The following is a 26,241-nucleotide window of genomic DNA, read 5'->3' on the forward strand; positions in this document are numbered from 1 at the left end:
AATAAAACACCATGAAGAAAATTGTATTTTGTTTAAGCCTGCTTATGTTTGTCATATCGGTTGTTCGTGCAGCTGAGACGGATGAACTTGTGCGTATCCGGCAAAATTATGTTCGCTCTTTACTTCCTTCAGGAGGCGAACAGGAAGACTTAGTTCGCTATTTGCAGCAGATCTCTCCGGAAAGTGAGATGTCTGATCAGGTAGTAATGGAGCTGCATCAGCTTTATCCTTTCGATTTAAGAAAAATACAAGGGTATCTTTCTTCTCAGAAAGCGGATGGAACCTGGCCTGATATTAATTATGATGATAAGAAACGTTCGGGATGGGAACCCAAGATGCATGCCGAGCGCATATTGGAACTTGCCAAACTTTACCGTTCGGACAAGACGGAATATAAAGGTTCGTCAGAAGTATCAAAAGTAATCCATGCCGCATTGAATTATTGGTTTACCGCAAAGCCTGTTTGTCTGAATTGGTGGTACAACCAGATAGGTATACCCAAAACAATGGGGGCCGCTTTTATTCTTTTGGAAGATGAACTGTCTCCGGCAGAAAAACAATCGGCTATTGAGGTATTAGAACATGCCAAGTTTGGTATGACCGGACAGAATAAAGTGTGGTTGGCAGGTAATGTGTTGATGCGTGCCTTGTTACAGAATGACTATCCTTTGGTGAAGGAAGCCCGGGATATTATTGCTTCTGAAATAATGACCGGAGGGAAAGAGGGAATTAAGGAAGATTGGAGCTTTCATCAACACGGTGCTCAGCAGCAATTTGGTAATTACGGACTATCGTTTTTGTCAGGCATGAGCTTCTTTGCCGGGTTGTTCTCCGGTACTTCATTTGCATTTGATGACAAACAGATGGAAATATTGAACACATTGCTTGCCGACGGTTATCGTTGGATTGTCTGGCGGGGAGAGATGGATATAAATTCTCTTGACCGGCAATTATTCCACAATGCACCTATTCACAAAGCACTTAGTGTGGGATTTGTGGCATTGACGCTGGGAAACAAAGAGTTTGTTGCTGATAATTTCCCTCCTCGTAAATCGGGAAGTACATTTACCGGACATAAACATTTCTGGCAATCGGATTACACGATTCACCGTCGTCCGTCATGGATGGCTTCAGTGAAAATGTCTTCTGAGCGGGTGATTGGTTCCGAACAGGTGAATGAAGATAATTTATTGGGATATTACATGGGTGACGGGGCCACTTATATCTATGAAGATACAAATGATTATCTGAATGTATTTCCTTTCTGGGATTGGAGAAAGATTCCAGGTATAACATCCTACGAGAGTAACGAACCTGTACGGTGGAAAAGGGGAAAACAAGCTGTTAATGATGCTTCTTTTGTAGGAGGTGTATCTGACGGTAGACAGGGAATGACGGTTATGGATTTCAATAAGGATGGTATACAGGCTCGTAAGGCATGGGTAATGACAGATAATTTTGTACTTTGTCTGGGAGCAGGTATACAGTCTGATTCGGCACTTACCGTTACTACTTCTATTGACCAGCGTCTAAAACGGGATAATTTACTCGTATTACAAAAAAATAAATGGGAGATAATAGAAGGTACTCAACTGTTTGATGGAAAAGAACAGCGTTTCTTTCATGGACGTACCGGATATATTCTTTTGGGGAATTCTTCTGTCAATAGCGTAGCCCATTCTGAAAAACGTACAGGACAGTGGCGTGACTTTATGCAGATGTATCGTCCGCAACCGGTAGAAGGAGAAGTTGTATCTTTGCATATTGATCACGGAGTACATCCGCAAAAGGCTACTTATCAATATCTTCTTCTTCCTTCAGTTAGTTGTGAACAGACGGCAGCGTTTGATCTTTCTTCTGTTAAGATACTACGTAATGATGAAAATGCTCAGATTGTTTTTGCTGCAGATAATTATTATATAGCTGCCTATCAACCTCTAAAAATAAAATTAACATCCGGGCTTTCTTTTGAAGCCGTTACCCCGGGTGTTTACATGATTATGCCTTCCGACAAAAACTATAAGGTTGCTTATGCCGATCCGACACAGCAACAATCAGAAGCAAAGGCTATAATTAATAAAAAAGAGATTCACTTCTCTGTTGCATCCGGCAAAATGGATGGAACAACTATTATACATTAAGAAACACAATTTACCGCTTAGGTTACAATTCTTTTATTAATCTTTTTTCTCCACTCAGAAGTACATAACTTGTTCTTTCTGAGTGGAGTTTTATTTTATGAGCGGATATTATAGTTAAGGTAATATATAAATAGGATGCTTTTATTCAGAATTTTAAGGTGGCTGATTCATTTTTACAAACCATTGATACAAATTAGAAAGCCTTTTTAGCATACATCGCCTATTTTTGTATTTGTAAAATACAATTTATTAATATATGTGTGTTCGCACACAAATATTAATATTCTGTTTAAGTTATTGATAATCAGTGGTATTTTAAAATATTGATAGTGCTGATACAAATTCTAAAGCAATTGAGATGTTTCTTAAAATTCGTTACTTGGAATGTGCTTATGTTTGTGCTATCAAAAAACTTAAAAGGGACAAAAACACCTGCTGTTAATTTAAGTCTAACTTAAAATTTATACTATTAATGAAAACAAGAAGAACACAATTTTATCCACCATAATGGTGGAAAGTCGTTATTTCTATTCTAAATTATTAATGTTTAATCTAATATTATTCTACAAATGAATGAAAAAGTGAGAAAAGAATCTCCGTTAGCCAGTATGCTATGGAAATTTATGTTATTTGTTGGCCTATTGTTGGGAGGTACATCTCAATTATATGCACAACAAAGCCAGGTGACTGGTTCTATTGTTGATGCCGAAGGAGAAGCTATGATTGGAGTCTCTGTAAAAGTGAAAGGTGCATCACATGGTACTATCTCTGATATGGATGGACACTTTAAACTAAGTGTACAGCAAGGGCAGACTCTTGTGTTTTCTTACATGGGGTATATCACACAAGATATCAAATGGAAAGGACAATCTACTTTAAAAATTGTGATGCACGAAGACGCCAAAGCATTGGATGAAGTAGTAGTAGTAGGTTATGGTACGGCAAAGAAAGCAAATCTGTCGGGAGCTGCAGTTAATGTAGATGCTGCCAAGATTGAGCAAAAACAACCGGTAAATGTAATGGATGCATTACAGGGAGAGGTTCCTGGTGTACAGATTACTGCTGTTTCCGGTGCTCCGGGTGCCGGATCAAGCATTCGTATTCGTGGTGTTTCGACGTTTGAAGCAGGAGGTACTGAACCCCTATATGTAGTAGATGGAGTAATTGTTGAAAGTATTGATCATATCAATGCCAACGATATTAAATCTTTGGATATTTTGAAAGATGCTTCTTCAACATCTATCTATGGTGCCCGTGCTGCCAATGGTGTGATTATTATCACAACTAAATCCGGTGAAAGCGGTAAACCTCGTATAGATGTTCGTTATCTTAATTCTTATGGTGTTCTTTCTAATACACTTCCACAGTTGAATCGTGCAGAGCGTGAAATATTTGCAAATACAATTCAGTCTGTAGCTGGTAAGAATCCATTTGCTATGTTCAAATCTAATAATGACTCGGTGAATATTCAGGGGACTACCAGTAACAACTATCAGGATGTGATTTCACAAACAGCTGTTCGCCATGATGTGAATGTGAGTATCAGTGGAGGTAGTGATAAAGTACGTACTATGACCAGTATTGGATATCTTGATGATAAAGGTATTATCCTGACCAGTTATGCAAAACGTTTTACAGGTCGTACTAAAGTGGATTATGAACCTTATAAATTTTTGAAATTCACTACTAATATTAATGTAACCTATCGTAAACAGAATAATATTAGTGAGGGTAGTGTATTTTATAACGCGATCAGGCGACCGACCGAATCGATTCTTTATTATCCGGATGGTACTTTGGTACCTGCTTATGGATCAAGTCCGTCTGGTAAACGAAATCCGATTCAGGAACTGTTGGAGCGTACGGACGAGACTACTACATATGAAGGACAGTTATCGGAGATTATGGAGCTTTCATTCCTTAAACATTTCAAGTTCGTAGGAAAAGCAACAGTTTCGTTGAGTCATGCTGACCGTAAGCAATATGCAAGTCCAAATGTGAACAAAACGAAGAGGGAAGAAGTGGAAGCCGGATGGGATAAAGGTTCTGACCGTACTATTTGGAAAAAGAATTATTTGATAGATGGATATCTTGATTATGCCCAAACCTTTAAACAGGCACATAATGTACATGTGATGATTGGTGGTAGTATCGAAGATAAGATGTCTCGTACGACTCTCATGGAAAGTGAGAAATATTTGAATAAGAACATGCTTGTACCACAAGCCAGTACATTGACCGGATATTCTATAAAAGGAGACGGAAACAGTATGGTGTCTATGTTTGGTCGTGTAAATTATGACTATTATGGTAGATATATTGTAGAGGGGTCTATTCGTCGGGATGGTTCGTCGAGATTCGGTTCTGAAAATCGTTATGGTGTATTTCCGGCCGGATCTGCAGCTTGGCGATTCTCTGATGAGTTTTTCATGGATTGGTCGAGATCGGTTCTTACTGATGGTAAAATACGTGCCAGCTGGGGTATTAATGGTAACGACCGTGTAAGTGATTATGATACCTATACGTTGTATGCTGTAGATCCGGACTATAGTTATAACGGGGTAACTGGTGTTATTCCTAAGTCATCAGTAGGTAATGCTTATTTGAAATGGGAGGAAACCAAACAGACGAATATCGGTCTTGACCTGACTTTCTTTGACGGGAGACTTTCATTTACAGGTGACTATTATGTGAAAAAAACAACCGGCTTGTTTAATAATGATGCTATTCCTACTGAAATCGGGTTTAATAGTATGCGTGTGAATGCAGGTTCAGTGAAGAATGAAGGTTTTGAGTTTAATATTTCGGCAACTCCCGTTCGTATACGCAACTTCTCATGGTATACTTCTTTTAACTGGTCTAAAAACAAAAATACAATTTTAAGTATTGTAGGTGAACCACGTGATTTTGAAACTAACTGGTGGATTGAGCCGGGAATGGCTGCAGGTAATTTTTATGGTTACAGACATTTGGGAGTATATGCTTATGATGCAGACAATGCTTACGACGAAGGCTATAAGAATCGATTGATTCCGGTATTTAAGCGTGACCAATACAATAACGTAGTAATAAATAAAGTTGGAGGTCCCGAAGTGCTTGGCTATACTTATGCTGATGGTACTAAATATGAAGGAGAAATTTATCAGATGAAGGCCTCAGGAGTAGTATGTAAAGGTGGTGATGTAATCTGGGAGGATAAAGACCACAGTGGTAATATTGATGCCGGTGACAAACAAATATTAGGGAATGCACAGGCTAAATGGTATGCAGGATGGAATAATACATTGAAATATAAAGATTTTACTTTGAACTTCTCATTCTATATGAGTCATGGTGGTCTGATTTACAATTCACTTTTACGTGATTTGACAAGTTATGGCGATAACACTTCCAATCCGGCTCCTTGTGGAGTTCTTCAGGGCTGGAGATATCAGGGACATATCACAAATTGGTATACTCCGGGACAGAATGCACGTACAACAGAAAACAATCGTACTTTGAGTAGCAACTATCTTGAGGATGCTTCATTTATTCGTCTGCAGAATGTACGTTTGAGTTATCAATTGCCTTCGGTATATGCAAAGAAAGCATATCTGCAGTCTGCACAAATTTATATCTATGGTTCTAACTTGTTGACTTGGACTAACTATAGTGGTTACGATCCTGAAATTACTACCGGAGGCGTATTGAACCCTGGTAATGATTCACAGAAGTATCCGAAAAAACGTGAATTTGGTTTTGGTGTAAATGTAAGTTTCTAAATGATTAAAACTATAATGAAAATGAAAAACTTTAAAATATTATCATGTTCAGTTTTATTGGCGGGGATGTCTCTCTTCTCTTCTTGTGAGGACTTCCTGACTAAAACTCCGATAGCTGATTTGAGCAATAAAGCTTACTGGACCAGTGAGTCGGATCTGAAAGCATGGAGAGCTGGTACATATAATGGAGTACAGAAAATTGTATCAAGTACTTTGTTGGCCTGGGGTGAATTACGTTCAGATGATTATTACATAACTCTGTATGCCAATGCTGCTTTACAACTTAACTCTTTGGATTCGAACGGAAGTTATTGCGACTGGGAAAAATTATATCAGGTCATAAACCGGTGTAATCTGGCTATCGAGAATATCCCTGAAATGGGACTTTCTGAAGATGTGGCCGGATCATATTTGGGGCAATTTCATGGCTTAAGAGCTTTGATGTATTTCTATGCAGTACGTGTTTGGGGTGAAGTGCCATTGATTACTAAGTCATGGGATGGCGATTTGAATACTAAATATAATTCACGTGCTTCTTTGGAATCTATCTATGAAGTGATAGAGGATGATTTAACAATTGCCATTTCGTCATTGGGTAATGAAGGAGTTTACTATTTTAATCAGGGAGCTGCTTATGCATTGCAAACAGATTATTTGATGTGGCGAAAGGATTATGCTGGGGCATTGAAAGCATCGGATAACTTACTGGCTTTGAAAAGGTATGAAATGGTAAGTAATACTACCGAATGGAAGAAAATATTTACAGATCCTACCAATAGTAAAGAGGCTATTTTTACTATAGAATGGGATTTTGAGAAAAATAACAATAACAGTTATGGTGGCCCGATTGGCGTTGGTGGTGGTAATGCTCATTATCAGTTGTCTAATTCGCTGTTTCAAAGAATGCTCCAGGATAAAAAGGATGTTCGATTCTGGGGAGTTGTAGATACGTTGAATATATATAACGGACTGGACAAACAAACTTTAGCTCCAGGGAATTCTCAGATTATCTATGGAAGTACCGGTGCATTGGCTAATAAATTGTGTAAGTTCTTCCCGGTGAAGTCTACAGATCCTGCTGTTGAATTTGATATTCCTGCTACTTCCGGTTGTGTTTTTGAAATACCTATTTATCGTTTTGCGGATGTTATGTTATTGCGTGCGGAAGCAATGATTCATGAAAATAAGCCGGCTCAGGATATTATTGATATAGTTAATCAGATACGTAGTCGCTGTGGTAATACGATTGTTGCGAAAGCAGAAGATTATCCGACAAGAATCGGTATGACACAGTCTTCATTGGAAAAACTGGTGTTGGATGAACGTCAGATGGAGTTTTATGGTGAACCTAAGCGTTGGTTTGACATTATACGTACCGGATATGTGAATGAAATACTGGATCCGCATCTATCTTATATTCAAGCAATGCGTGGTGAGGAACCTGTAGGTTTTGGCACTGATTTAAGACGGGTTCGTTTCCCGATAGCTAAGTCTGTCTTTACGTCCAATCCAACTCTGGTAGGACATCAGAATCCTCCTTATTCAGAATAATGATAATAAATAGTGTATATAATGAAAAAGATAATATTAAATATAGCCTTATTGGTAATTCCAATATTCACATTTACAAGTTGTGAACTATTTGGTCTGGATGTGCAAACTCCTTATGATTATGATTCAGAGAAAGGAACCTATGATAATCAAATTACTATGAATGCATGGGATTTCATGAATTCGCGTACCGATTTGTTTTCGTCTCTGATAGAAGCTATTAAATATTCGGGAGTTGATCCGGAATTATTCAAACAGCCTGATAGAACCTATCTGTTGTTGACAAATACAGCTTTGACTTCATCCAATAGTAGTGACCGGAGTTTCTGGAATGAGAACGCTTATCCGGATGAATTTAATCCGGAACAGTTAATTATTCCTACCAGTTGGGAGGAATTGGATAAAACCGTAGTGAAAAATATGATTATGTATCATATTATAAAGAAAGCTCTTTCGTATTATGAACTGACTGATTTGACAAAAGGAGTTATAACATTCTTTCCTACAGAATATGATTCTCCTTATGGATATATGGCTGTTGAAATGTTGAAAGAAGGTGCTCTTAGTATTTATTTCAATAACTACGAAGATCATTTTCAGCTGAAAACAAAACCTCGTACCAGTAATCTGCAAAGTCCTAACGGATCATATATTCACGTGATGGATAAGTATATGCAGTATCCTACAGATAAAGAATTAGTATCTATTCCTATTTATGGAGCAAAATGATTATGAAAAGAATAAAATATTTATTGATGGTAGCCTTTGTGGCTTTGATGGCATCTTGCGATGATGATTATGTTGAAATAGACTCTTTGCAGGTGTTTGGTGAAGAATTTTTTGCCGGAGAAACTGTTAATGTCGGTATGTCAGTGAGAATGAGTGATCCGGATAAAGCCGATTATTATTGGGAATGTAACGGGGGAACTTTGTTACAGCGTCAGGGATATACAATGAATCAGTGGAAAGCGCCGAAAGAGTCGGGTAGATATACGATTAAATGTACTGTAACCTGCGGTGGAGCAAAAGAGACCCGGCAGGCTGAAATCTGGGTGAATGGTTTGTTCTTTGATCGTTTTGGAGGAACAACGGCAACAGGATGGGCTAATTCAAATTCTGCTACTCAGATTCGTGACGGACGTTATCAGATGAATGTCACAACACCTAATGCTACTACCCGGAATTATGGTGAAGTACGTTATAATCTGAATCAGAAGGATTTTTACCCACCGATGTCCACTCGATTTGATTGTGGTATTGTAGGAGGAGCAACCAACACAAATAATCCTAAATATCCGGTAGATCCTGTTAAGTTTGTATATGGTGAGAATGCATGTGCAGTTGCTGTTTCTGGAAATACACCTTCTGTTGATATAACGACTACTTATTTTATTAGTGAAGTTCGTTTTGAATGGTGGCCTAAGAACCATATTCTGGCAGCAGTACCATGGGGAACTAACATTTATACAGATGTAAATGGTAATCCGGTAAGTTTCAATGCCGATGAGTTTGATGCCATTATACGTTTCCAGTGGACCTTGAAAGCTGACAGAGAAAATGGACGTCCAACTGTTCAAACCGGTTGGGTGGCAGTACCGGTGAAAATACAGAATAATCTGTTGAAATATGATGTGGAAGAAAGTAAAACTGTTGGTTTGGCGATCAGTGAGGATTACACAATAAAAGCAATGGTAGGAGCAACAACTCTTGCTACAAGTGATGTGATGAAGCAGTGGAGAGCGGCACATGACAATGCTGTTCTTCAGGTGAAGGAGTTTAAATATATATATCCTCCATTGACACAAGTTTATCTGGATAATGTATTCTTCTATAGTGATGATATATTTGGAGGTAATTGATTGTTAGAAGGGTTATGAAACCGGAGGAGGGAGTTTTTTTGCCTCCTCCGGTAAGTATAAATCATAAATCAATATGCTAATGAAGAATTTGTTACTTTTCATTTTTATTCTGGCTTTTTCCTGGCCTGTTGTTGCTCAGAATTCTAATGATACTATTGTAGGACGTTTGGTTGATGCAAAAGGGAAGGCAATTCGTAAAGCTTTGGTATCTGTAAAAGACGTAAAGGCCGAGACTGATCGTTATGGTATTTTTCAGCTGAATAATGTGAGTCTGCGAGATATACTGACAGTTATTTTGCCCAAAACAGAAAAAGAAGTGCAAGTTTCGGTAAATGGTATAGCCTATCCGAATATTGCATTGGGGCCCGAAATTTCAGTGACAGAAGATAAAGGTGAAATCATGAAACTAATGTTACGTAGTCTGCGGCGTTCCCGTTCGGTATCGAGTACGATTGTGGTGACAGGTGAAGAACTGGTTGCTACGGGTGAAAGTAATCTCTTTAATGCTTTAGCAGGTAAAGTCCCTGGGTTTACAGTGGTAATGAAGGATAACGGAGATATCTCTGCACAATTACGTGGGTCTACTTCTATTAGTTTGGATACTTCTCCGCTTTATCTGTTGGATGGGACACAAGTTGAAAGATTGGATAATGTGAATATCAATGATATTAAGAAGGTAGAGATAAGTAAGGATAGTAATATGTATGGTGCCAAAGGTGCCAATGGAGTGATTGCTGTCACTTTGAAATAGTAATATGTAACCTTTTTGTTTTTTATAAATTATTAATTTAAAACCAAGTATCATGAAAAAAAGTACTTTAATTTTATTGGCAGCTTTATTTACTGCTAATTTATCTGCAGAAGAAAGAGTGGTAACCTCTCTTGCAGGGGATGCGGAAACAGAAGGTAGTTTCCGTCAGGTAATGAACTCATTGGAAAATGGTGATATTGTGACATTCAATATACCTGAGGGTGATGAAATTCTATTGGAAGGACAAAGCGGATGCCCTAAAGCAGTTGGCAATGTATATGTTATTGATGGAATTAATAAAGCTACAGGGAATAGAATAACTTTTAGAAGTGTGGGTGATCCGTTTCCTTTTTTTAAGGGTTTAGATGGTGCTACTGCTTCTAAAATGGATATAACGTTTCGTAATATTATAGTAAAAGAGTTTAATAATACAGGAAATGGAGCGGGATTTGCACTTGGAAACTCAAAAACTGCAACTGAAGGTGATACTGAAAACTATGCAACTTTCAGATTAATTAATAGTGAAGTTAGTGATTGTTTAATAAATGCTCCAGAAAATGGAAAAGCGAGTGGATGTGCTATTTTTAATGGTAGAGGAGTAGATGTTATTATTGATCAGTGCGTGTTCTCAAATAATGAAATTATATATCCAGAAGCTCTTATTGGTACTAAATTAGCTCAAGGTGGAGCTGTAATTGCTACTACAGGAAATAATAATGGTTCATTCCTCATTTCTAATTCAACTTTTTATGGAAATAAAATAAATGTAGGAAGAGGAGGAGCTATTTATGCAGGATATCCGGTAACACTCATTAACTGCACAATTGCAGGAAATTCTGGTGAGATGGGTGGTGGATTTTATGCACATAACGATCAGCCTATGATTCTTATTAATTCTATATTCTACCAAAATATTTCAACTGGGACGGATTTAAGTGGTGAAGATGTCAGAAGAAATAATGGTAGTTTCCAGATATATAACTGCCTTGTAGGATCGGCTAATGAATCGGAGGGTGCTGCTGAAAAGGGCTTTACATTTGAAGGAAACAATAATATTACTGTAATTCCTGGGGTAATGAAAGTGTTTGAAAATGATGCAGCTCCTGAATTGAAAGATAATGGTGGTAATACACTTACAGTTGCTTTACATGCTACGCAAAGTATGGCTGCTAAAGCAGGAATTGCCACTGCACCTGCCGGTATAGACGTAACTATTCCTACAGTAGACCAACGTGGTTATACTCGTGCTGCTAAACCTTGTATGGGTGCCTTCGAATTAGGTGGAATTGAGCCTGTAGGTATTCAGACTGCAACAGCCGACGCGAAATTTAACTATAGTGTGGAAAAGGGACGTTTGGTTATTGCAGAATCCGGTGAGTGCCGTATATTCAATATGCTTGGTGCTAAGATAACAGAGCTTACTATCAATGGTAGTGCTCCTATTAATCTTGAATCGGGTATTTACATTGTTCGTTTTATGAATGAAGCTGGTACTTCTGTTGCTAAAGTACTAATACCATAAGTTTAATAATTATCAGGGTTCTTTGGTGAATATGATTTGTCAAAGAACCCTGCTTCTTTAAAAAAATAGAGAAAGATGAGATTAAAAAAGTATTTCTTATATGTTATCCTGACTTTTGTGTCTGTGTCGATGTTTACTTCGTGTTCTTCGGATGACAAGGAGGAAGAAGCAATTACTCCAAGTCTGACTACTACTCCCACAGATGTAAATGCTAAGGCAAGTGGTGAAGACGTAAATATTACAGTGAAAGCAACTTCTACCTGGACTACAGTAATTGATGACAAGGTAGATTGGGTTAAAGTTAAGTCATCGGATATACAAGCCGGCAAATTAGTGCTTACTATAGTTGCAAACACTACTCTTGAATCGCGTTCGACAAATGTTATTGTAAAATTGGATAACACTGATTTGACAAAGCCGATAAAGATTTCCCAAGCTGCGGCTACTGCTTCTTTGGTGGTATCTCCAATGGAGGTGGTTGATATACCGGCTGAAGGTAAAGAGTATACTTTTACTGTCGAGAGTTCTGCTGGAGTAGATTGGGAGTATGAAATACCTGGAGAACAACAGAGCTGGATAAAAGAAAAATCGAAAACTGATAAATCACTCACACTGGCTTTTGAGGCTAATACAGGATCCCAACGCGGCTGTTATATTGTCTTTAAAGACAAAAACAAAAAGGCATCCAATTTTAACGTTAAAGTTATTCAGTTGAAATCTGAAAATTTTGATCCTAATGATCCGATTCAGATGGGATACACTTTACAAGGAAGCATGAAGGGAAGTGCGGATTTGGTTGGTAAGGGGTATGCGGATGTACATACCTATATGAGAAAGTTTGGTTGGGACTATTCAGAACATCCAAATTCATCTACTAAGGACCATAATGAAGTAGACCATATTGAAACAGTGTTTGATGCTACTATCAATCAGTATATATTTAGATTTAGTAGTCACGCAAGTAGTGCTCTTGATGGCGATCGTGGTTCAATGAATGACCGTATGCGCAATGAGATGAAAACGCAAACAAGTGCAGCTTGGTATAAATTGAACGGTAACTGGGGAGAGTCTCAAATATTACAATGGAAATTTAAGATACCTAAAGGGTATCGACCCAGTACAAGTTTTTGCCATATTCATCAGTTAAAGGCTCAAGAGGGTGACAATGGAGCTCCTGTTATTACTATTTCTCTTCGTGGAAACAATGATGGAACCAATCGCAGAGTACAAGTCATTCATTCTTTGGGGTCTGACCATAGTGCAGGAACCAAAAGTCTGGGAACGTTTGTAGACAATGTGAAAATAGAAGAGTTTGAAGATGAATGGGTACAGGTAAGTGAAGAAGTGAAATACGATCATCATGGCAAGTATCGCTTGGTGATAACTCGTATCAGGGATGGCAAAGTTTTGATAGACAATACACAGAATGATATTGATACATGGCGGAAAGGGGCAATTAATATTCGTAATAAATTTGGTATCTACCGTAGCTACGGAGGCAGTGGAGGACAGATAACCAATAATATCAAAGATGAAACAATTGATTTAGCTGACTTTGTAATTTATGAAAAAGATACAAATCCGAGCCCTGCTGCCCACGATTAGAAAGATATAAGTTGGTTTGAGATGGGAGCTATATTTAAAGATAGTTCCCATTTTTTTTATTCGATAACTTTTCATATATAATGTCAGATACATGAAAAAGATTTTATGTTATAGTTTTTGTTTACTGTTTAGTGTACAACAGGTTGCAGCTCAAATAGTTTCCATTAAAAGTCCCGATAATAAGATTGTTTTGAATATAAAATCTGATAACGGGCAACTTCTTTTTAACGTGAAAAAGGGAGAGACTACTGTATTGGAAGATTCGCCTATGGCCTTTTCTTCTGATGAAAAGAAATTTATAATAGCGCATTTACACTCTCCTGAGTATTATAAAGTAGATGAAACGTATCCTATCCGGGGCATTCATTCGCTTGCGATAAATAAGGCAAATGGAATGAAAGTGAAAATCGCGGATAAAAAAAATAATACTTTATTTGCGATTGATGCTCGTGCTTATAATGATGGCATCGCTTTTCGCTTTCTGGTAAAGGGTACTCCGACGGATAAGTATATTCCGAAAGAGAGTACTGTTTTCAAGTTGCCTTTGGGAAGCCACATCTATTATCATGATATGTATGCACATTATGAGGGTATTCATAAAAAACAGGTAATAGATTGTGTTAGTAAAGGAGAATGGGCAGCACCTCCTGTAACTATTGAGTTACCGCAAAAACAGGGATATGCGTGTATCACAGAATCTGCTCTCAGAAATTATCCGGGTATGTCTTTACAGGCTGACGGGGAATGTGGGCTTGTTGTCAGATTGGGCCATGAACAACCGGCAGGATATCCGTTTGCTCATGATTATAGTTTGGAAGAGGCTAAACGTTTGTCTGAACCGGCTGTCATTACAGGCGATATTATAACTCCCTGGCGAACCGTGATTATTACTTCAGATTTGAATGAATTGGTAAATACAGACTTAATTACTAATCTGTCACCAGCTCCGGATAAGAAATTGTTTCCTGAAGGTGTGAATACGGAATGGATCAAACCGGGACGTTCTGTCTGGTGTTGGTTGGATGGTGGCCAACGTACTTTGGAGGGAATGAAAGAATTTTCAAAACTTGCCGGAGAGTTAGGATTTGAGTACAATACGGTTGATGCATTCTGGTATCGGTGGACGGATATGCAGATTAAGGAATTGGTTGATTACTCCGCTCAGTTTGGAGTTAAGATATGGCTATGGAGGCATGGGCGTGATCTGCGCGATCCTCAAAAGCGGAAAGAATTCTTTGATCGTTGTCAGCGGTTAGGAATTGTTGGGGTTAAGTTGGATGCTTTTTCTCACGAATCCAAAGAGTTTATTGATCTTTACCAGGCATGTTTGAAAGAAGCAGCAGAGCATAAACTGATGTTGAATATTCATGGCAGTGATAAACCGACAGGAGAGGTACGTTCGTGGCCGAATGAAATGTCACGTGAAGGAATTCGTGGTTTGGAGTATGGTAAGAATCAATATGAATGGGCTACACATAATACTACGTTACCCTTTACCCGATTAGTTGCCGGAGCGGGTGATTATACTCCAATGGTATTTGGTGACAGGAAATTAGATACATCCTGGGTACATCAGATAGCGACAGCATTGATATTCAATTCTTCTGTTATCTTTTTCGGTGCACATCCTCAGACTATACTTGATAATCCGGCAGTGGATATAATAAAAGACATACCGGCCGTTTGGGATGAGACAATTGTACTACCTTGTAGCGAGATTGGGAAAATTGCTGCCTTCGCCCGGCGTAGTGGTGATACTTGGTTTCTTGCCGTGGTAAATGGAAAAGAAGCGCAGACAATTCAATTCCCTCTCTCGTTCCTTGGTGAGGGATGGTATGAGGCTACAGTTTAGAATGACAGGACCACTGATGCAGGAGCAATAAAAATAGAACGTGCTTTTTGTAGAAATAGCGATTCCCTTACAGGATATATGCGTAATGGAGGAGGATATATAGTTCGATTTAAATCTAAATAATGAATTGATATGATAAAGAAAATAATTGGAATAATGGTTGCTACCTCATTTTGTTTTATAATGCAGGCACAACAGGTTTTTACTGATGTAAGAGTTATAGCCGAACGTTCAAATATGCGTTCTGATCGTCGTCCTATCCCAGTGGGATATTATGATGAACAAGCTGATCAAACGTTTGTGTGTTGGATGTCCACGGATAGTCATCCGGTTGTCAAGGCTTATAATCATGCTACCGATAAGTGGAGTGAAACAAAAATTGTGGCGCATTCTCCGTTTGTTGATAAACATAATTATCCGGGAATGTTACGTGGAACTGACGGACGAATTTTTTTGTTCTATGGTTGTCATAATTCTACATTAAAGATGGCTGTTTCTCCTAAACCTGGAAGTATTGAAGGAGAATGGAAGGATTGTTTTATTAATGAAGCAGAGCGTGCATCTTATCCCGCTCCGATACTAACAAAAGGTGGAACATTTTATGTGTTTTATCGGGATACACGTCAAACAAATAAATATTCGGATGACAGACCTTATCAGTTTGTGAAATCTACAGATGGTGGGAATACCTGGACACGTCAAATGGTTATTGATCCTTTTCCCCGTGTAACAGATAATATGATGGAGGTCTATAATGGTCAGGTTACTTATCAACCTGCCGGAAATGGACAAAAGGAGCGCATTCATATCGCTTGGACAATTTGTGGCGAGAAACTGGGTAAACATGCTCATGCTACTTATGGGAGAAATGTATACTATGCTTATCTTGATCCTTCTAATGACCATATGTATAATGTAGAAGGAATAGATCTGGGGACTACTATTGATAATGAAGAATCGGATAAATATTGTCAGGTATTAGAAACTCCCATTCCGGAACGCGGACACTCTGCCGGATTACAGGTGTCTGTTCACTATCGCGATAACTCATATCCTGTTGTACATTATCAATATCCGGAAGAAAACGCGGCCCGATTATCTACTTGGGATGCCGGAGAATGGAAACATCTGACTTTTGAAGCTAAAGGTGAACCTAGAGGCATTGAGAAATTAGGTCCCGAGTCATTTCGTATTTATGCTACTATGGGCAGGGGAGCAGTTACTTTTGTTACCAATGACGGAGGACGTAGTGTGAAGAAAGAAGCAGAGATTGTTACCCCTTTTTCGCTTTCCCGTTGTTATTGGATAGAAAATGCCCGTCCGAAACTGAAATTATTAATGTTTTCTAATCCACTTCCGGATGCTCCCAAAACGTTGGCTACTGCTAATAGAGACGTATATGTGGCCGGTATAAATGAATAATTTATCTCTTTTAGCATTGTTTTCGAAGTGTATTCCCTTATCTCAATTTAGAGATAAGGGATTTTTTTTGATATTCTGTCTTTGAATACGTATTTTTATTATGCAAAAGTATATACTTTCTTTTTCCTTTTTTTTATGACACTTTTTGACTACTTTTGCGTGTCTTGATTAAACATTGTAACATTTTAAACTATTATTTGGATAAACTATGAAAAAGAAGCTACGTTTTTCCTTATTTTTCTTACTACTTTTATTAATGGAAGGAAGTATGCAGGCACAAAATGCACAGAAACCTTTTGATATCGATTTGTGGCAACAAGGCATGCCTAATACAAACGGTATGGATAGTGCTCCTTTTGATGAATCGAAAGGTAATTTCAAACCTTCAATTCGTGTTTTTCTTCCCGCACCCGAATTGGCCACCGGTCGGGTAATTATTGCTTGTCCGGGAGGTAGTTACTCACATCTTGCTTATAATCATGAAGGTTATGATTGGGCACCATTTTTTAATAAACAAGGAATTGCTTTGGTTGTATTGAAGTATCGCATGCCTAAAGGAGGACACAAGGAAGTTCCTTTTGCAGATGCGGAAGAGGCTCTGAGGATGGTGAGAGACAGTGCAGATGTATGGAATATAAATCCGAATGATGTTGGTATAATGGGATCCTCTGCCGGTGGACATTTGGCTTCTACTATGGCTACACATACTTCACCTGAACTACGTCCGAATTTCCAGATATTGTTTTATCCGGTTATAACGATGGATAAGAGTTATACTCATATGGGATCACATAACAACCTTTTGGGAAAAGATGCTTCGGCTGAGTTGGAAGAACAATACTCCAATGAAAAACAAGTGACCAAAGATACTCCCCGTGCTTTCATTGTATATAGTGATGACGATAAGACGGTGCCTCCTGCAAATGGGGTGAACTATTATCTGGCTTTAAATAAGAAAGGTGTTCCGGCTGCCCTTCATGTGTATCCTTCCGGTGGCCATGGATGGGGGATTCGTGAAGATTTTATATATAAAAATCTGATGTTGGATGAACTTTCTGCCTGGCTACGATCATTTAAAGCACCTCGTAAAGATGTTATTCGTGTGGCATGTATCGGTAACAGTATTACCTATGGGTCGCGTTTGAAAAATCGGGAAAGAGATGCATATCCGGCTGTTTTGGGACGTATGCTGGGTGACGGATATTGGGTGAAAAACTTTGGAATAGGATCACGTACGATGCTGAATAAAGGTGATCATCCGTATATGAAGGAGCAAAAATATAAAGATGCATTGGCATTTAATCCGAATATTGTGGTTATTAAATTAGGAACTAATGATAGTAAACCACATAATTGGGTTCACAAAAATGAGTTCACAAAAGATATGCAGGCTATGATTGATGCATTTAGAGGGCTTGCTGTTCATCCGAAGATATATTTGTGCTGTCCGTCTAAATCATATGATAATTATGGAATCAGCGATAAGACAATTGTGAATGAAGTTATTCCGATGATAAAGAAGGTGGCTAAAAAGAATAAGTTATCGGTAATAGATTTACATACTGCAATGGATGGAATGCCCGAACTTTTTCCTGATAAAGTTCATCCAAATGAAAAAGGTGCAGAGATAATGGCGAAAGTTGTGTATGAAATAGTAAAAGAATAAAAACGTTATTATGATACAGACGATACAACTGCACGGAACAGACAAACAACTTTATAAAATTGTGGCTCCATTGGTTATGGATCCTGAAGTGCTGAAGATGAACAACAATTACCCTTTTAAGACTACTGATAAGTTTATCTGGTTTATTGCCACAAATGGGAAACATGTGGTTGGATTTCTTCCGGTAGAACGAAGAGGAAAAGAAGCTATTATTAATAATTATTATATAGGGAAAGACCAGGAAGAGGCGTTTGCTCTTTTATTGGTGGATGCTATTGCAGCTTTTGATGCAGACAAAACGTTGGTTGCTGTAGTTCAAGTAGAACATCAGGCTATTTTTGAAAAACATGGATTCACTGTAGAGAAAGCCTGGAAACTATATGTAAAAATGCGGAGGGATGAATGAAGAAAAAAGAAGTAGAGGTAAAGAAGAATGTATATGAATTGGCGCAGGAACGTTTGCGCATGATTTTTAAAGAGTTTGATAACGTGTATATCTCCTTTTCGGGAGGAAAAGACAGTGGTGTACTTTTGAGTTTATGTATTGATTACATACGTCGTAACAATTTGAATGTGCGTATCGGAGTATTTCATATGGATTATGAAATACAGTATAAAATGACAATTGACTATGTGGACCGTATGATCGAGGCTAATAAAGATATTATTGATGTGTATCGCGTTTGTGTTCCTTTCCGTGTGGCAACCTGTACGTCGATGTATCAGTCTTTCTGGCGTCCGTGGGAAAAAGGGAAAAAGAAACTGTGGGTACGTCCTATGCCGAAAGATGCAATGACGGAGAAGGACTTTCCTTTTTATAATACTCAGATGTGGGACTATGAATTTCAGATGCGTTTTGCTAAATGGATACATGATAAAAAAGATGCAGTACGTACCTGTTGCCTTATTGGTATACGTACGCAGGAGAGCTTCAATCGGTGGAGGTGTATTTATCTGAATCGTAAATATCAGATGTACCATACGTATCGTTGGACTTCTAAAGTGGCAAACGATGTATATAATGCATATCCTATTTTCGACTGGAAAACAACAGACGTATGGACCGCCAATGGAAAATTTCATTGGGATTACAACATCTTGTACGATTTGTATTATCGTGCCGGAGTGAATATAGAACGTCAGCGGGTGGCCAGCCCATTTATTGGCGAAGCTATAGAAAGTCTGTCTCTTTATCGGGTTATTGATCCTAATACCTGGGGAAAAATGGTAGGGCGTGTGAATGGAGTCAACTTCACCGGAATGTATGGAGGTACTCATGCTATGGGATGGCAATCTATAAAACTTCCGGAGGGTTATACGTGGAGAGAATTTATGTATTTTCTTTTGTCTACATTACCAGAACGTGCGCGTAAGGGATACCTGAGGAAACTGTCGGTTAGCGTTAATTTCTGGCGTACCAAAGGAGGATGTTTAGATGATGAAACCATACAAAAGCTGATTGCTGCCAAAATCCCTATTATTGTGATGGATAATAGTAATTATAAGACAGTGAAGAAGCCTGTTCGGATGGAGTATCAGGATGATATTAATATCGCGGAGTTCAGAGAAATTCCTACTTATAAGCGTATGTGTATCTGTATTCTGAAAAATGACCATGCTTGTAAGTATATGGGATTTTCACCAACAAAAGAAGAGATTAGTAAGAGAAGTCAAATAATGGAACAATATAAAAATATTCTGCAATGAGTTGTAAAAAAAGTCCTGTGTATGATGTGAGAGCTGTACCAGTAGATAAAGTGGTTGCTAATGATTATAATCCCAATATAGTTGCCCCGCCGGAAATGAAGCTATTAGAATTATCTATTTGGGAAGATGGATTCACTATGCCCTGTGTATGCTATTACGATAAAGAAAAAGACATGTATATTCTGGTAGATGGCTTTCATAGATATTCTGTTCTGAAAACATCCAAACGTATTTTTCAACGCGAAAACGGCTTATTGCCGATTGTAGTTATTGACAAAGATTTATCTAATCGAATGAGTTCTACGATTCGGCATAACCGTGCCCGTGGTGCTCATAATATTGAGTTGATGTGCCATATTGTTGCTGAATTGGATAAAGCAGGTATGTCTGATCAATGGATTATGAAGAATATTGGAATGGACAGGGATGAATTACTGCGTTTGAAACAGATTTCCGGATTGGCCGATTTGTTTGCTAATAACGAATTTAGTATTCCGGAAAGAGAGTCTCCTATAAATTCAAAAGAAAGTACTGTGGTTTAGAATACAGCTTTTGATACTTATAAACAGGTCCTTGTATTTTCAGAATACAAGGACCTGTTTTGTTTTTGTGAAAAGGAATATTTGCTTTGTATGTAAATTTTTGGTGTCTGAATTTGCTTAAAATGAAATTTTGAATATTCTGTTTTCTTGTTTTTTTATTTCGGACAAAGAGTCTCTTTGGTGTGCTCATAATTAGTGGATAGATACTCTTCTTTGTATCGGTGAAAGAGGATAAAAGGTTTATTTAAATCAATGGGATGTTCGATATTTGTAATGTAATAATTGCTCGGAGACAACCAGTTAATAATTATATATAAGTTGGTGGGGCTGATAAAATTGTTCTGTAAATCTGTTTAGTTAAATTGTAGACTCGCCAAAAAAAAGATGCAGGCGCATCTAATGTTTTTTGTAGATGTAAAGTCCACAGGTGATATAGATTTTGATAGAAAAATTTATATAACCTGTGGTTTGAAGTTTTTGTTGGTTTGTTTTTTATTGTCTCAGGATGAAATAAAAAAAGAAAGGAAGTTGCAATCACTGCACCTCCCTTTCTACATCACTGAATAGAGAATTACGGAGAATTATAGTTGTTCTATTATCTCTTTTTGTCGTTCCATAAAATTAATACGTTGCACTTCTCCACTTTCGGAAATTAGAGTTGAATGTCTTCTGAGGGATTGTATCCAATTCTTTTGTAAAGTACATATTTGTTGATTTTGTGAATCCATTGAGTTTATAGAGTATACCCTAAACAGGCTGATCTGAAAATCACTCTTCTCAATGTAAGTATATGTTGCTTCAAAGTTGATATTTGATAGATAGATGGCTACCTTGTTTCCATTATTAAATTCTCCTTTTATAGATAACTGTTCCAATTCATGTAATAATAGGAGAAGTTCATTCTTTAACTGTTTTACATCTTCTTCTGAAATCAGATTTAATCCTGCAAAATACTTAATTTCTTTTATGAATGAGTAGAAGATATTACTATCCCATATAAAACAGGTTTTCTTACAATGTTTTACTGTTTCACTCAATTTTTTATGTGCAGAAACGACTTTCTCAGGAACTTGCATTTCGGCTAATGAGTGAGGAGTTTTTATTTTCCCGTTTTGATATACCCAGCGACACAAGCGAAATTTAGACAGACTCTCATAAGCTGAATAGAGTGTGAAAGGAATTATATTGGCTGCGGTATATATGGTTGTACTATCATCATTTCTGATATAATTAAAGATTCTCAGATAACGTTCCAGTATTTCATAATAACTTTCTATCGGATCGGGTGAATGTTGCAGATTCAGATCGAATGTAGCCCGGTTTGACAGGTGATTGCCAATTATCTGATCGATGGATATTCCGAGTTTGTGAGATATAACAGCGACTTCATCAAAAGTGAAAGCTACCTCTCCGCGTAGTCTGCGATAAACGGCCTCTTTTCCCATACATAGTGTATTAGTTAGAAAATTGGCAAGTGTTTCTTTTGGAGCGATACGCTCTTTCATTTCATTGATGAGTTCGTTTACTATACTATTCTTCATACTTGCTTATATTGCTTTTAGTGATTTTCTTGTCGAAAAATGATTTTATGCAAATATAAAGCTTCCTGTCTGATAATTAGTATGGAATAAAACGTAATAGTGAGTTGCGTTATTTCTTATTTTATTGTTTTGTGTAATGTAGATTATGAAAAATGAAATTATACAAAAATAAAGCAAACGTATTTTCGTTATGAGAAAATGTATTTGCTTTTGATTCTGAATATCATTGATATATCTTTTTATAATGTATCAATTATCTCTCTTTGCTTTTGGAAGAATTGTATACGTTGCATTTCTCCACTAACGGAGATTAGTGTAGAAAACTTTTTTAATGACTGAATCCATTCTTTTAAACTCTTACACATTTCAATATCTTGTGTCGTGATGGAGTTTATAGCATAAACACGTATCATACTCAGATGTACATTGCTACTTTCTACGTAACTATAGGTTGCTTCAAAGTTAATATTAGAAATATATATATTAACCTCATTGTCGGATTCGAATTTTCCTTTTCTTGCCAAGTTCTCTAATTCGTCCAATAACAGTAACAACTCTTCCTTGATCTCTTGTCTGGCCTTGTCGGAGATGAGCTGAATGCTCGAAAAATATTCCAGATCATTCACTATGTGGGAAAAAATATTGCTATCCCATATAAAACTTGTACTATGAATCTGTTCTGCAGCATTTACAAAGTCTTTTTGAATATCTTGTAGTTTGGCTGGTATCTCCAAATCGTCAAAATGCTTGCAACCGATATTTTCATTCTGATACATCCATTTAAACAGTCTGAACTTAGACAATATATCGTGTTTAAGATATAATGTCTGTGGGATAGTGTTGGAAGATGTAGCCAATTCAGAAATGGGATCATCTTCTATACTTTTTAATAGCTCGGTATACTTATTTATAATATCGTAATATGTTTCAAAGGGATTACTGTGGTGAACCACATTCATGTCAAAAACGGCGTTTTCCTTAAAACTTACTCCTATCATCTTGTCGAGTGATACTCCCAGTTTTCTGGAAATAATAGCAGCTTCTGTCAGAGTGAAAGGAACTTCTCCACGTAGTCGTCTGTATACGGCTTCTCTACCGATAAACAAATTGTCCATTAATACGTTTGCTATATTACTGTTTGCCGGTATTTTTTCTTTTATGGCTTCAATGAGCCCTTCATTTAATTTATTTGTTATCATAATCATTGTCCTTTTCTTGTTTTCTTGATTTAAAACAAATAAGAGTAGAGAGATGTTTCGCATATCGCAACTATTTTCATTTTGTGGTTCATTTTTTGGCTTGTGTGGGGGTGAATGAAATTTTATATGAAATAAAAAAGTTCATAATATTTGCATAATTAGGGTGAATCGTCTACATTTGTCCGTGCATAAATGGAACTTATAATACATGAAAAGAATATTAGTTAGCGGTGGGGCCGGATTTATAGGTTCACATCTCTGTACCAGATTGGTGAATGAAGGTAATGATGTTATTTGTTTAGATAACTTGTTTACAGGTTCAAAGAGTAATATCGTGCATTTGATGGACAATTATCATTTTGAGTTTGTACGTCATGATGTGGCATTTCCATATAGTGCAGAGGTTGATGAAATTTATAATTTAGCTTGCCCTGCTTCCCCTATACATTATCAACATGATGCCATTCAGACGATAAAGACGTCTGTAATGGGGGCTATTAATATGCTGGGATTGGCTATGCGTGTAAATGCTAAGATATTGCAGGCTTCTACCAGTGAGGTGTATGGTGACCCGATGGTACATCCACAACCTGAAAGCTATTGGGGGAATGTAAACCCTATTGGCTATCGTTCATGTTATGACGAGAGTAAAAGATGTGCCGAAACTCTTTTTATGGATTATTATCGTCAAAATGATGTTCGCGTAAAGATTATCCGCATTTTCAATACATACGGTCCTCGTATGCTTCCTAACGACGGACGAGTTGTTTCTAATTTTATAGTTCAGGCATTGCAAAATCAGGATATTACTATTTATGGTTCGGGAGAACAAACACGCAGTTTTCAGTATGTAGATGATTTGATCGAAGGAATGATCCGGATGATGAATACTCCTGATGATTTTACAGGACCTGTGAATATTGGTAACCCTAATGAGTTTTCTATCCTTGAATTGGCAAAAAAAGTAATTGAACTGACTGGTTCGAAATCAAAGATTATATTTAAGCCTTTGCCGCATGATGACCCTAAACAGCGTCAGCCGGATATTACATTGGCAAAGGAGAAATTGAATTGGAAACCAACGGTAGAACTGGAGGAAGGTCTTGGACGTATGATTAATTATTTTAAAGATTATAAAGTATAAAACAACCAGATAAAGCTATATAAAAGATGAACATGGAAATAAATCCTTCAGAATACAAAATACTAATTGTAGATGACGTAATGTCGAATGTATTGTTGCTGAAGGTGCTTCTTACTAATGAGAAGTTTCAGATTGCGACAGCCAGTAACGGTCGTCAAGCGTTGGATCAGGTGACAAAAGAGAAACCTGATCTTGTTCTGTTGGATGTGATGATGCCTGATATGAGTGGCTTTGAAGTTTCTCAGCAACTGAAAGCTAATCCGGAAACGGCAGAAATTCCGATCATCTTTTTGACTGCTTTGAATAGTACGGCAGATATCGTGAAAGGCTTTCAGGTAGGAGGCAATGACTTTATTTCAAAACCTTTTAATAAAGAAGAGTTGATCATTCGTGTCACTCACCAAATCTCGCTGATTGCTGCTAAGCGTATAATTGTAGCACAGACAGAGGAATTGAGAAAGACGATTATCGGACGTGATAAGCTTTATTCTGTAATAGCTCATGACCTTCGTTCGCCGATGGGATCTATTAAAATGGTATTGAATATGCTTATATTGAATCTGCCAAGTGATACTATAGGACCGGAGATGTATGAGTTGCTGACGATGGCTAATCAGACAACGGAGGACGTGTTCTCTTTGCTTGATAATTTATTGAAATGGACTAAGAGTCAGATCGGTAAGTTGAAGGTAGTATATCAGGATATTGATATGGTAGAAGTTACTGAAGGGGTGATAGAGATCTTCTCGATGGTAGCTGAACTGAAAAAGATCAGTATTCGTTTGGAAACACCAAGCAAGTTGGACGTACATGCTGACATTGATATGATAAAAACAGTTATCCGTAATTTGCTTAGTAATGCTATTAAGTTTAGTAATGAAGAAACTGAGATATTAGTAACAGTACAAGAACAGGAGGGTATGGCTGTGGTGAGTGTAAAAGACAGTGGTTGTGGTATCGACGAAGAGAACCAGAAAAAACTGTTGCATACAGATACTCATTTCAGTACTTTTGGAACAAATAATGAAGAGGGTTCCGGACTTGGTTTGCTTCTCTGCCAAGACTTTGTTATTAAGAATGGCGGTAGGTTGTGGTTTACATCTGCTAAGGGAGAAGGATCTACATTCAGTTTCTCTATCCCATTGAAAAAATAAACAAGAGAAAATTTATATTATAAGTATTATAAATTATACCCGAAGCCTGCTTTATAGAGAAAGAGGGCTTCGGGATTCTTTTTTACAAGATATATCTATTATGAAATTACGTTTTTACTATCTCGCTTTATGGATACTTATAGTTGTTCTTGGACTCGGTTCACGGACTTACGGTGATTATTTGCCTTCATGGGTTGCTACTTATGCCGGAGATACACTGTGGGCTGCCATGGTATATTTTGGAATAAGTTTTCTTTTTCCTTTTACCCGTTTATTGCGAAGAGCGACGATTGCTCTGCTGTTTTCTTATTGTATTGAAGTGAGCCAGCTTTATCAGGCCGATTGGATAAATGTAATTCGGGGTACTACTTTGGGGGCTTTGGTTTTGGGACACGGATTTTTATGGTCTGATATGTTGTGCTATACAATTGGGGTTGGACTGGCAGTATTGATAGACTTCTTCTTTACTACTCATAAGAGGTAACATGTAGGACATGAGCAAAACAGAATATTCTTTATTAGACAGAAGAACATAAGAACAAATAAGAAAACATGAGTTACATCATACTGTGAATATGTTCTTCTGTCTAAAAATAATTCTTTGGTCGTTTAGCTCCATTATATAGCGTTAGGAATTATTGCCGCGATATAACAATTATCATCCGGATATTCGGATTTAAAGATATTATAGGCTATACCTATTGCCTCTTCTGGCGAATCAGCTTCAATATTCTCCTTAATATTAAGAGATTCAATCTCTTTGCCTTCTTTTACGAGTACATAATAAATGATCACAACATACTTCATACCTTATGATATTTAAG

Annotated in this window: 20 protein-coding genes; 17 read left to right on the forward strand and 3 right to left on the reverse strand. The window is 37.4% G+C overall.

Features of this window, described 5'->3' with window-relative positions; genetic code table 11:
• Positions 1-11: 11 nt before the first annotated feature.
• The 14 genes from K8P02_RS07000 (at position 12) to K8P02_RS07065 (ending at position 20,379) form a co-directional block, all read left to right on the forward strand.
• Positions 12-2,141 (forward strand): polysaccharide lyase 8 family protein, encoded by a 2,130-nt coding sequence (locus K8P02_RS07000; protein WP_025867824.1) that lies wholly within the window; start codon positions 12-14, stop codon positions 2,139-2,141.
• A 569-nt stretch (positions 2,142-2,710) separates the two neighbouring features.
• A complete protein-coding gene (locus K8P02_RS07005; RefSeq protein WP_002560111.1) occupies positions 2,711-5,902 on the forward strand; it encodes a SusC/RagA family TonB-linked outer membrane protein in 3,192 nt (1,063 codons plus the stop codon).
• A gap of 21 nt (positions 5,903-5,923) precedes the next feature.
• Positions 5,924-7,453, forward strand: a complete 1,530-nt coding sequence (locus tag K8P02_RS07010) for a RagB/SusD family nutrient uptake outer membrane protein (protein ID WP_002560112.1) — start codon at positions 5,924-5,926, stop codon at positions 7,451-7,453.
• 21 nt (positions 7,454-7,474) lie between these two features.
• Positions 7,475-8,182, forward strand: coding sequence for a hypothetical protein (locus K8P02_RS07015; RefSeq protein WP_002560113.1), 708 nt, complete (start codon positions 7,475-7,477; stop codon positions 8,180-8,182).
• Between the two features lie 2 nt (positions 8,183-8,184).
• Positions 8,185-9,312, forward strand: coding sequence for a hypothetical protein (locus K8P02_RS07020; protein WP_223382180.1), 1,128 nt, complete (start codon positions 8,185-8,187; stop codon positions 9,310-9,312).
• Positions 9,313-9,391: 79 nt separating this feature from the next.
• On the forward strand, positions 9,392-10,063 hold the full coding sequence (locus K8P02_RS07025) for a TonB-dependent receptor plug domain-containing protein (RefSeq protein ID WP_025867826.1): 672 nt from the start codon (positions 9,392-9,394) through the stop codon (positions 10,061-10,063).
• Positions 10,064-10,115: 52 nt separating this feature from the next.
• Positions 10,116-11,585, forward strand: a complete 1,470-nt coding sequence (locus K8P02_RS07030; RefSeq protein ID WP_002560116.1) for a T9SS type A sorting domain-containing protein — start codon at positions 10,116-10,118, stop codon at positions 11,583-11,585.
• Between the two features lie 75 nt (positions 11,586-11,660).
• Complete coding sequence (locus K8P02_RS07035; protein WP_007485748.1) at positions 11,661-13,190, forward strand: BACON domain-containing protein; 1,530 nt, start codon at positions 11,661-11,663, stop codon at positions 13,188-13,190.
• Between the two features lie 91 nt (positions 13,191-13,281).
• Complete coding sequence (locus tag K8P02_RS07040) at positions 13,282-15,042, forward strand: glycoside hydrolase family 97 protein (protein WP_223382182.1); 1,761 nt, start codon at positions 13,282-13,284, stop codon at positions 15,040-15,042.
• Between the two features lie 132 nt (positions 15,043-15,174).
• Entirely contained in the window at positions 15,175-16,464 is a 1,290-nt protein-coding gene (locus K8P02_RS07045; protein ID WP_002560119.1) for a BNR-4 repeat-containing protein, read from the forward strand.
• A 322-nt stretch (positions 16,465-16,786) separates the two neighbouring features.
• Positions 16,787-18,130, forward strand: a complete 1,344-nt coding sequence (locus K8P02_RS07050; protein ID WP_370788613.1) for a GDSL-type esterase/lipase family protein — start codon at positions 16,787-16,789, stop codon at positions 18,128-18,130.
• A gap of 10 nt (positions 18,131-18,140) precedes the next feature.
• Positions 18,141-18,536: a hypothetical protein gene (locus K8P02_RS07055; protein WP_007485742.1), complete on the forward strand. Its 396-nt coding sequence runs from the start codon at positions 18,141-18,143 to the stop codon at positions 18,534-18,536.
• Complete coding sequence (locus tag K8P02_RS07060) at positions 18,533-19,837, forward strand: DUF3440 domain-containing protein (RefSeq protein WP_025867828.1); 1,305 nt, start codon at positions 18,533-18,535, stop codon at positions 19,835-19,837. The genes K8P02_RS07055 and K8P02_RS07060 overlap by 4 nt, the downstream gene beginning before the upstream one ends.
• Positions 19,834-20,379, forward strand: coding sequence for an IbrB-like domain-containing protein (locus K8P02_RS07065; protein ID WP_007485737.1), 546 nt, complete (start codon positions 19,834-19,836; stop codon positions 20,377-20,379). Before K8P02_RS07060 ends, K8P02_RS07065 begins: the two co-directional genes overlap by 4 nt.
• Positions 20,380-20,960: 581 nt before the next feature.
• Here the strand turns inward: K8P02_RS07065 and K8P02_RS07070 are convergent.
• Together K8P02_RS07070 and K8P02_RS07075 are read right to left on the reverse strand one after the other, a co-directional pair.
• Positions 20,961-21,920, reverse strand: coding sequence for a hypothetical protein (locus K8P02_RS07070; RefSeq protein ID WP_025867830.1), 960 nt, complete (start codon positions 21,918-21,920; stop codon positions 20,961-20,963).
• Positions 21,921-22,159: 239 nt separating this feature from the next.
• A complete protein-coding gene (locus K8P02_RS07075) occupies positions 22,160-23,119 on the reverse strand; it encodes a hypothetical protein (protein WP_007485732.1) in 960 nt (319 codons plus the stop codon).
• Positions 23,120-23,327: 208 nt separating this feature from the next.
• Between K8P02_RS07075 and K8P02_RS07080 the strand changes: the two genes are divergently transcribed.
• From K8P02_RS07080 to K8P02_RS07090, 3 genes are all read left to right on the forward strand, one after another.
• Positions 23,328-24,263, forward strand: a complete 936-nt coding sequence (locus K8P02_RS07080; RefSeq protein WP_002560127.1) for a UDP-glucuronic acid decarboxylase family protein — start codon at positions 23,328-23,330, stop codon at positions 24,261-24,263.
• Between the two features lie 26 nt (positions 24,264-24,289).
• Positions 24,290-25,417: an ATP-binding response regulator gene (locus K8P02_RS07085; protein ID WP_025867831.1), complete on the forward strand. Its 1,128-nt coding sequence runs from the start codon at positions 24,290-24,292 to the stop codon at positions 25,415-25,417.
• 100 nt (positions 25,418-25,517) lie between these two features.
• Complete coding sequence (locus K8P02_RS07090) at positions 25,518-25,901, forward strand: ribosomal maturation YjgA family protein (RefSeq protein ID WP_025867832.1); 384 nt, start codon at positions 25,518-25,520, stop codon at positions 25,899-25,901.
• Positions 25,902-26,035: 134 nt separating this feature from the next.
• Here K8P02_RS07090 and K8P02_RS07095 read toward each other — a convergent pair whose 3' ends face one another.
• Positions 26,036-26,224 (reverse strand): hypothetical protein, encoded by a 189-nt coding sequence (locus tag K8P02_RS07095; RefSeq protein WP_007485725.1) that lies wholly within the window; start codon positions 26,222-26,224, stop codon positions 26,036-26,038.
• Between the last annotated feature and the right edge of the window lie 17 nt (positions 26,225-26,241).

The organism is Bacteroides nordii, from assembly GCF_019930665.1.
GTDB classification, from domain to species: Bacteria; Bacteroidota; Bacteroidia; order Bacteroidales; family Bacteroidaceae; genus Bacteroides; species Bacteroides nordii.

What these genes read in the sequence shown, in the direction of transcription:
- K8P02_RS07000 (WP_025867824.1), top strand. Translation starts at nt 12, where the DNA reads ATGAAGAAAATTGTATTTTGTTTAAGCCTGCTTATGTTTGTCATATCG.
- K8P02_RS07005 (WP_002560111.1), top strand. Translation starts at nt 2,711, where the DNA reads ATGAATGAAAAAGTGAGAAAAGAATCTCCGTTAGCCAGTATGCTATGG.
- K8P02_RS07010 (WP_002560112.1), top strand. Translation starts at nt 5,924, where the DNA reads ATGAAAAACTTTAAAATATTATCATGTTCAGTTTTATTGGCGGGGATG.
- K8P02_RS07015 (WP_002560113.1), top strand. Translation starts at nt 7,475, where the DNA reads ATGAAAAAGATAATATTAAATATAGCCTTATTGGTAATTCCAATATTC.
- K8P02_RS07020 (WP_223382180.1), top strand. Translation starts at nt 8,185, where the DNA reads ATGAAAAGAATAAAATATTTATTGATGGTAGCCTTTGTGGCTTTGATG.
- K8P02_RS07025 (WP_025867826.1), top strand. Translation starts at nt 9,392, where the DNA reads ATGAAGAATTTGTTACTTTTCATTTTTATTCTGGCTTTTTCCTGGCCT.
- K8P02_RS07030 (WP_002560116.1), top strand. Translation starts at nt 10,116, where the DNA reads ATGAAAAAAAGTACTTTAATTTTATTGGCAGCTTTATTTACTGCTAAT.
- K8P02_RS07035 (WP_007485748.1), top strand. Translation starts at nt 11,661, where the DNA reads ATGAGATTAAAAAAGTATTTCTTATATGTTATCCTGACTTTTGTGTCT.
- K8P02_RS07040 (WP_223382182.1), top strand. Translation starts at nt 13,282, where the DNA reads ATGAAAAAGATTTTATGTTATAGTTTTTGTTTACTGTTTAGTGTACAA.
- K8P02_RS07045 (WP_002560119.1), top strand. Translation starts at nt 15,175, where the DNA reads ATGATAAAGAAAATAATTGGAATAATGGTTGCTACCTCATTTTGTTTT.
- K8P02_RS07050 (WP_370788613.1), top strand. Translation starts at nt 16,787, where the DNA reads ATGCCTAATACAAACGGTATGGATAGTGCTCCTTTTGATGAATCGAAA.
- K8P02_RS07055 (WP_007485742.1), top strand. Translation starts at nt 18,141, where the DNA reads ATGATACAGACGATACAACTGCACGGAACAGACAAACAACTTTATAAA.
- K8P02_RS07060 (WP_025867828.1), top strand. Translation starts at nt 18,533, where the DNA reads ATGAAGAAAAAAGAAGTAGAGGTAAAGAAGAATGTATATGAATTGGCG.
- K8P02_RS07065 (WP_007485737.1), top strand. Translation starts at nt 19,834, where the DNA reads ATGAGTTGTAAAAAAAGTCCTGTGTATGATGTGAGAGCTGTACCAGTA.
- K8P02_RS07070 (WP_025867830.1), bottom strand. Translation starts at nt 21,920, where the DNA reads ATGAAGAATAGTATAGTAAACGAACTCATCAATGAAATGAAAGAGCGT.
- K8P02_RS07075 (WP_007485732.1), bottom strand. Translation starts at nt 23,119, where the DNA reads ATGATAACAAATAAATTAAATGAAGGGCTCATTGAAGCCATAAAAGAA.
- K8P02_RS07080 (WP_002560127.1), top strand. Translation starts at nt 23,328, where the DNA reads ATGAAAAGAATATTAGTTAGCGGTGGGGCCGGATTTATAGGTTCACAT.
- K8P02_RS07085 (WP_025867831.1), top strand. Translation starts at nt 24,290, where the DNA reads ATGAACATGGAAATAAATCCTTCAGAATACAAAATACTAATTGTAGAT.
- K8P02_RS07090 (WP_025867832.1), top strand. Translation starts at nt 25,518, where the DNA reads ATGAAATTACGTTTTTACTATCTCGCTTTATGGATACTTATAGTTGTT.
- K8P02_RS07095 (WP_007485725.1), bottom strand. Translation starts at nt 26,224, where the DNA reads ATGAAGTATGTTGTGATCATTTATTATGTACTCGTAAAAGAAGGCAAA.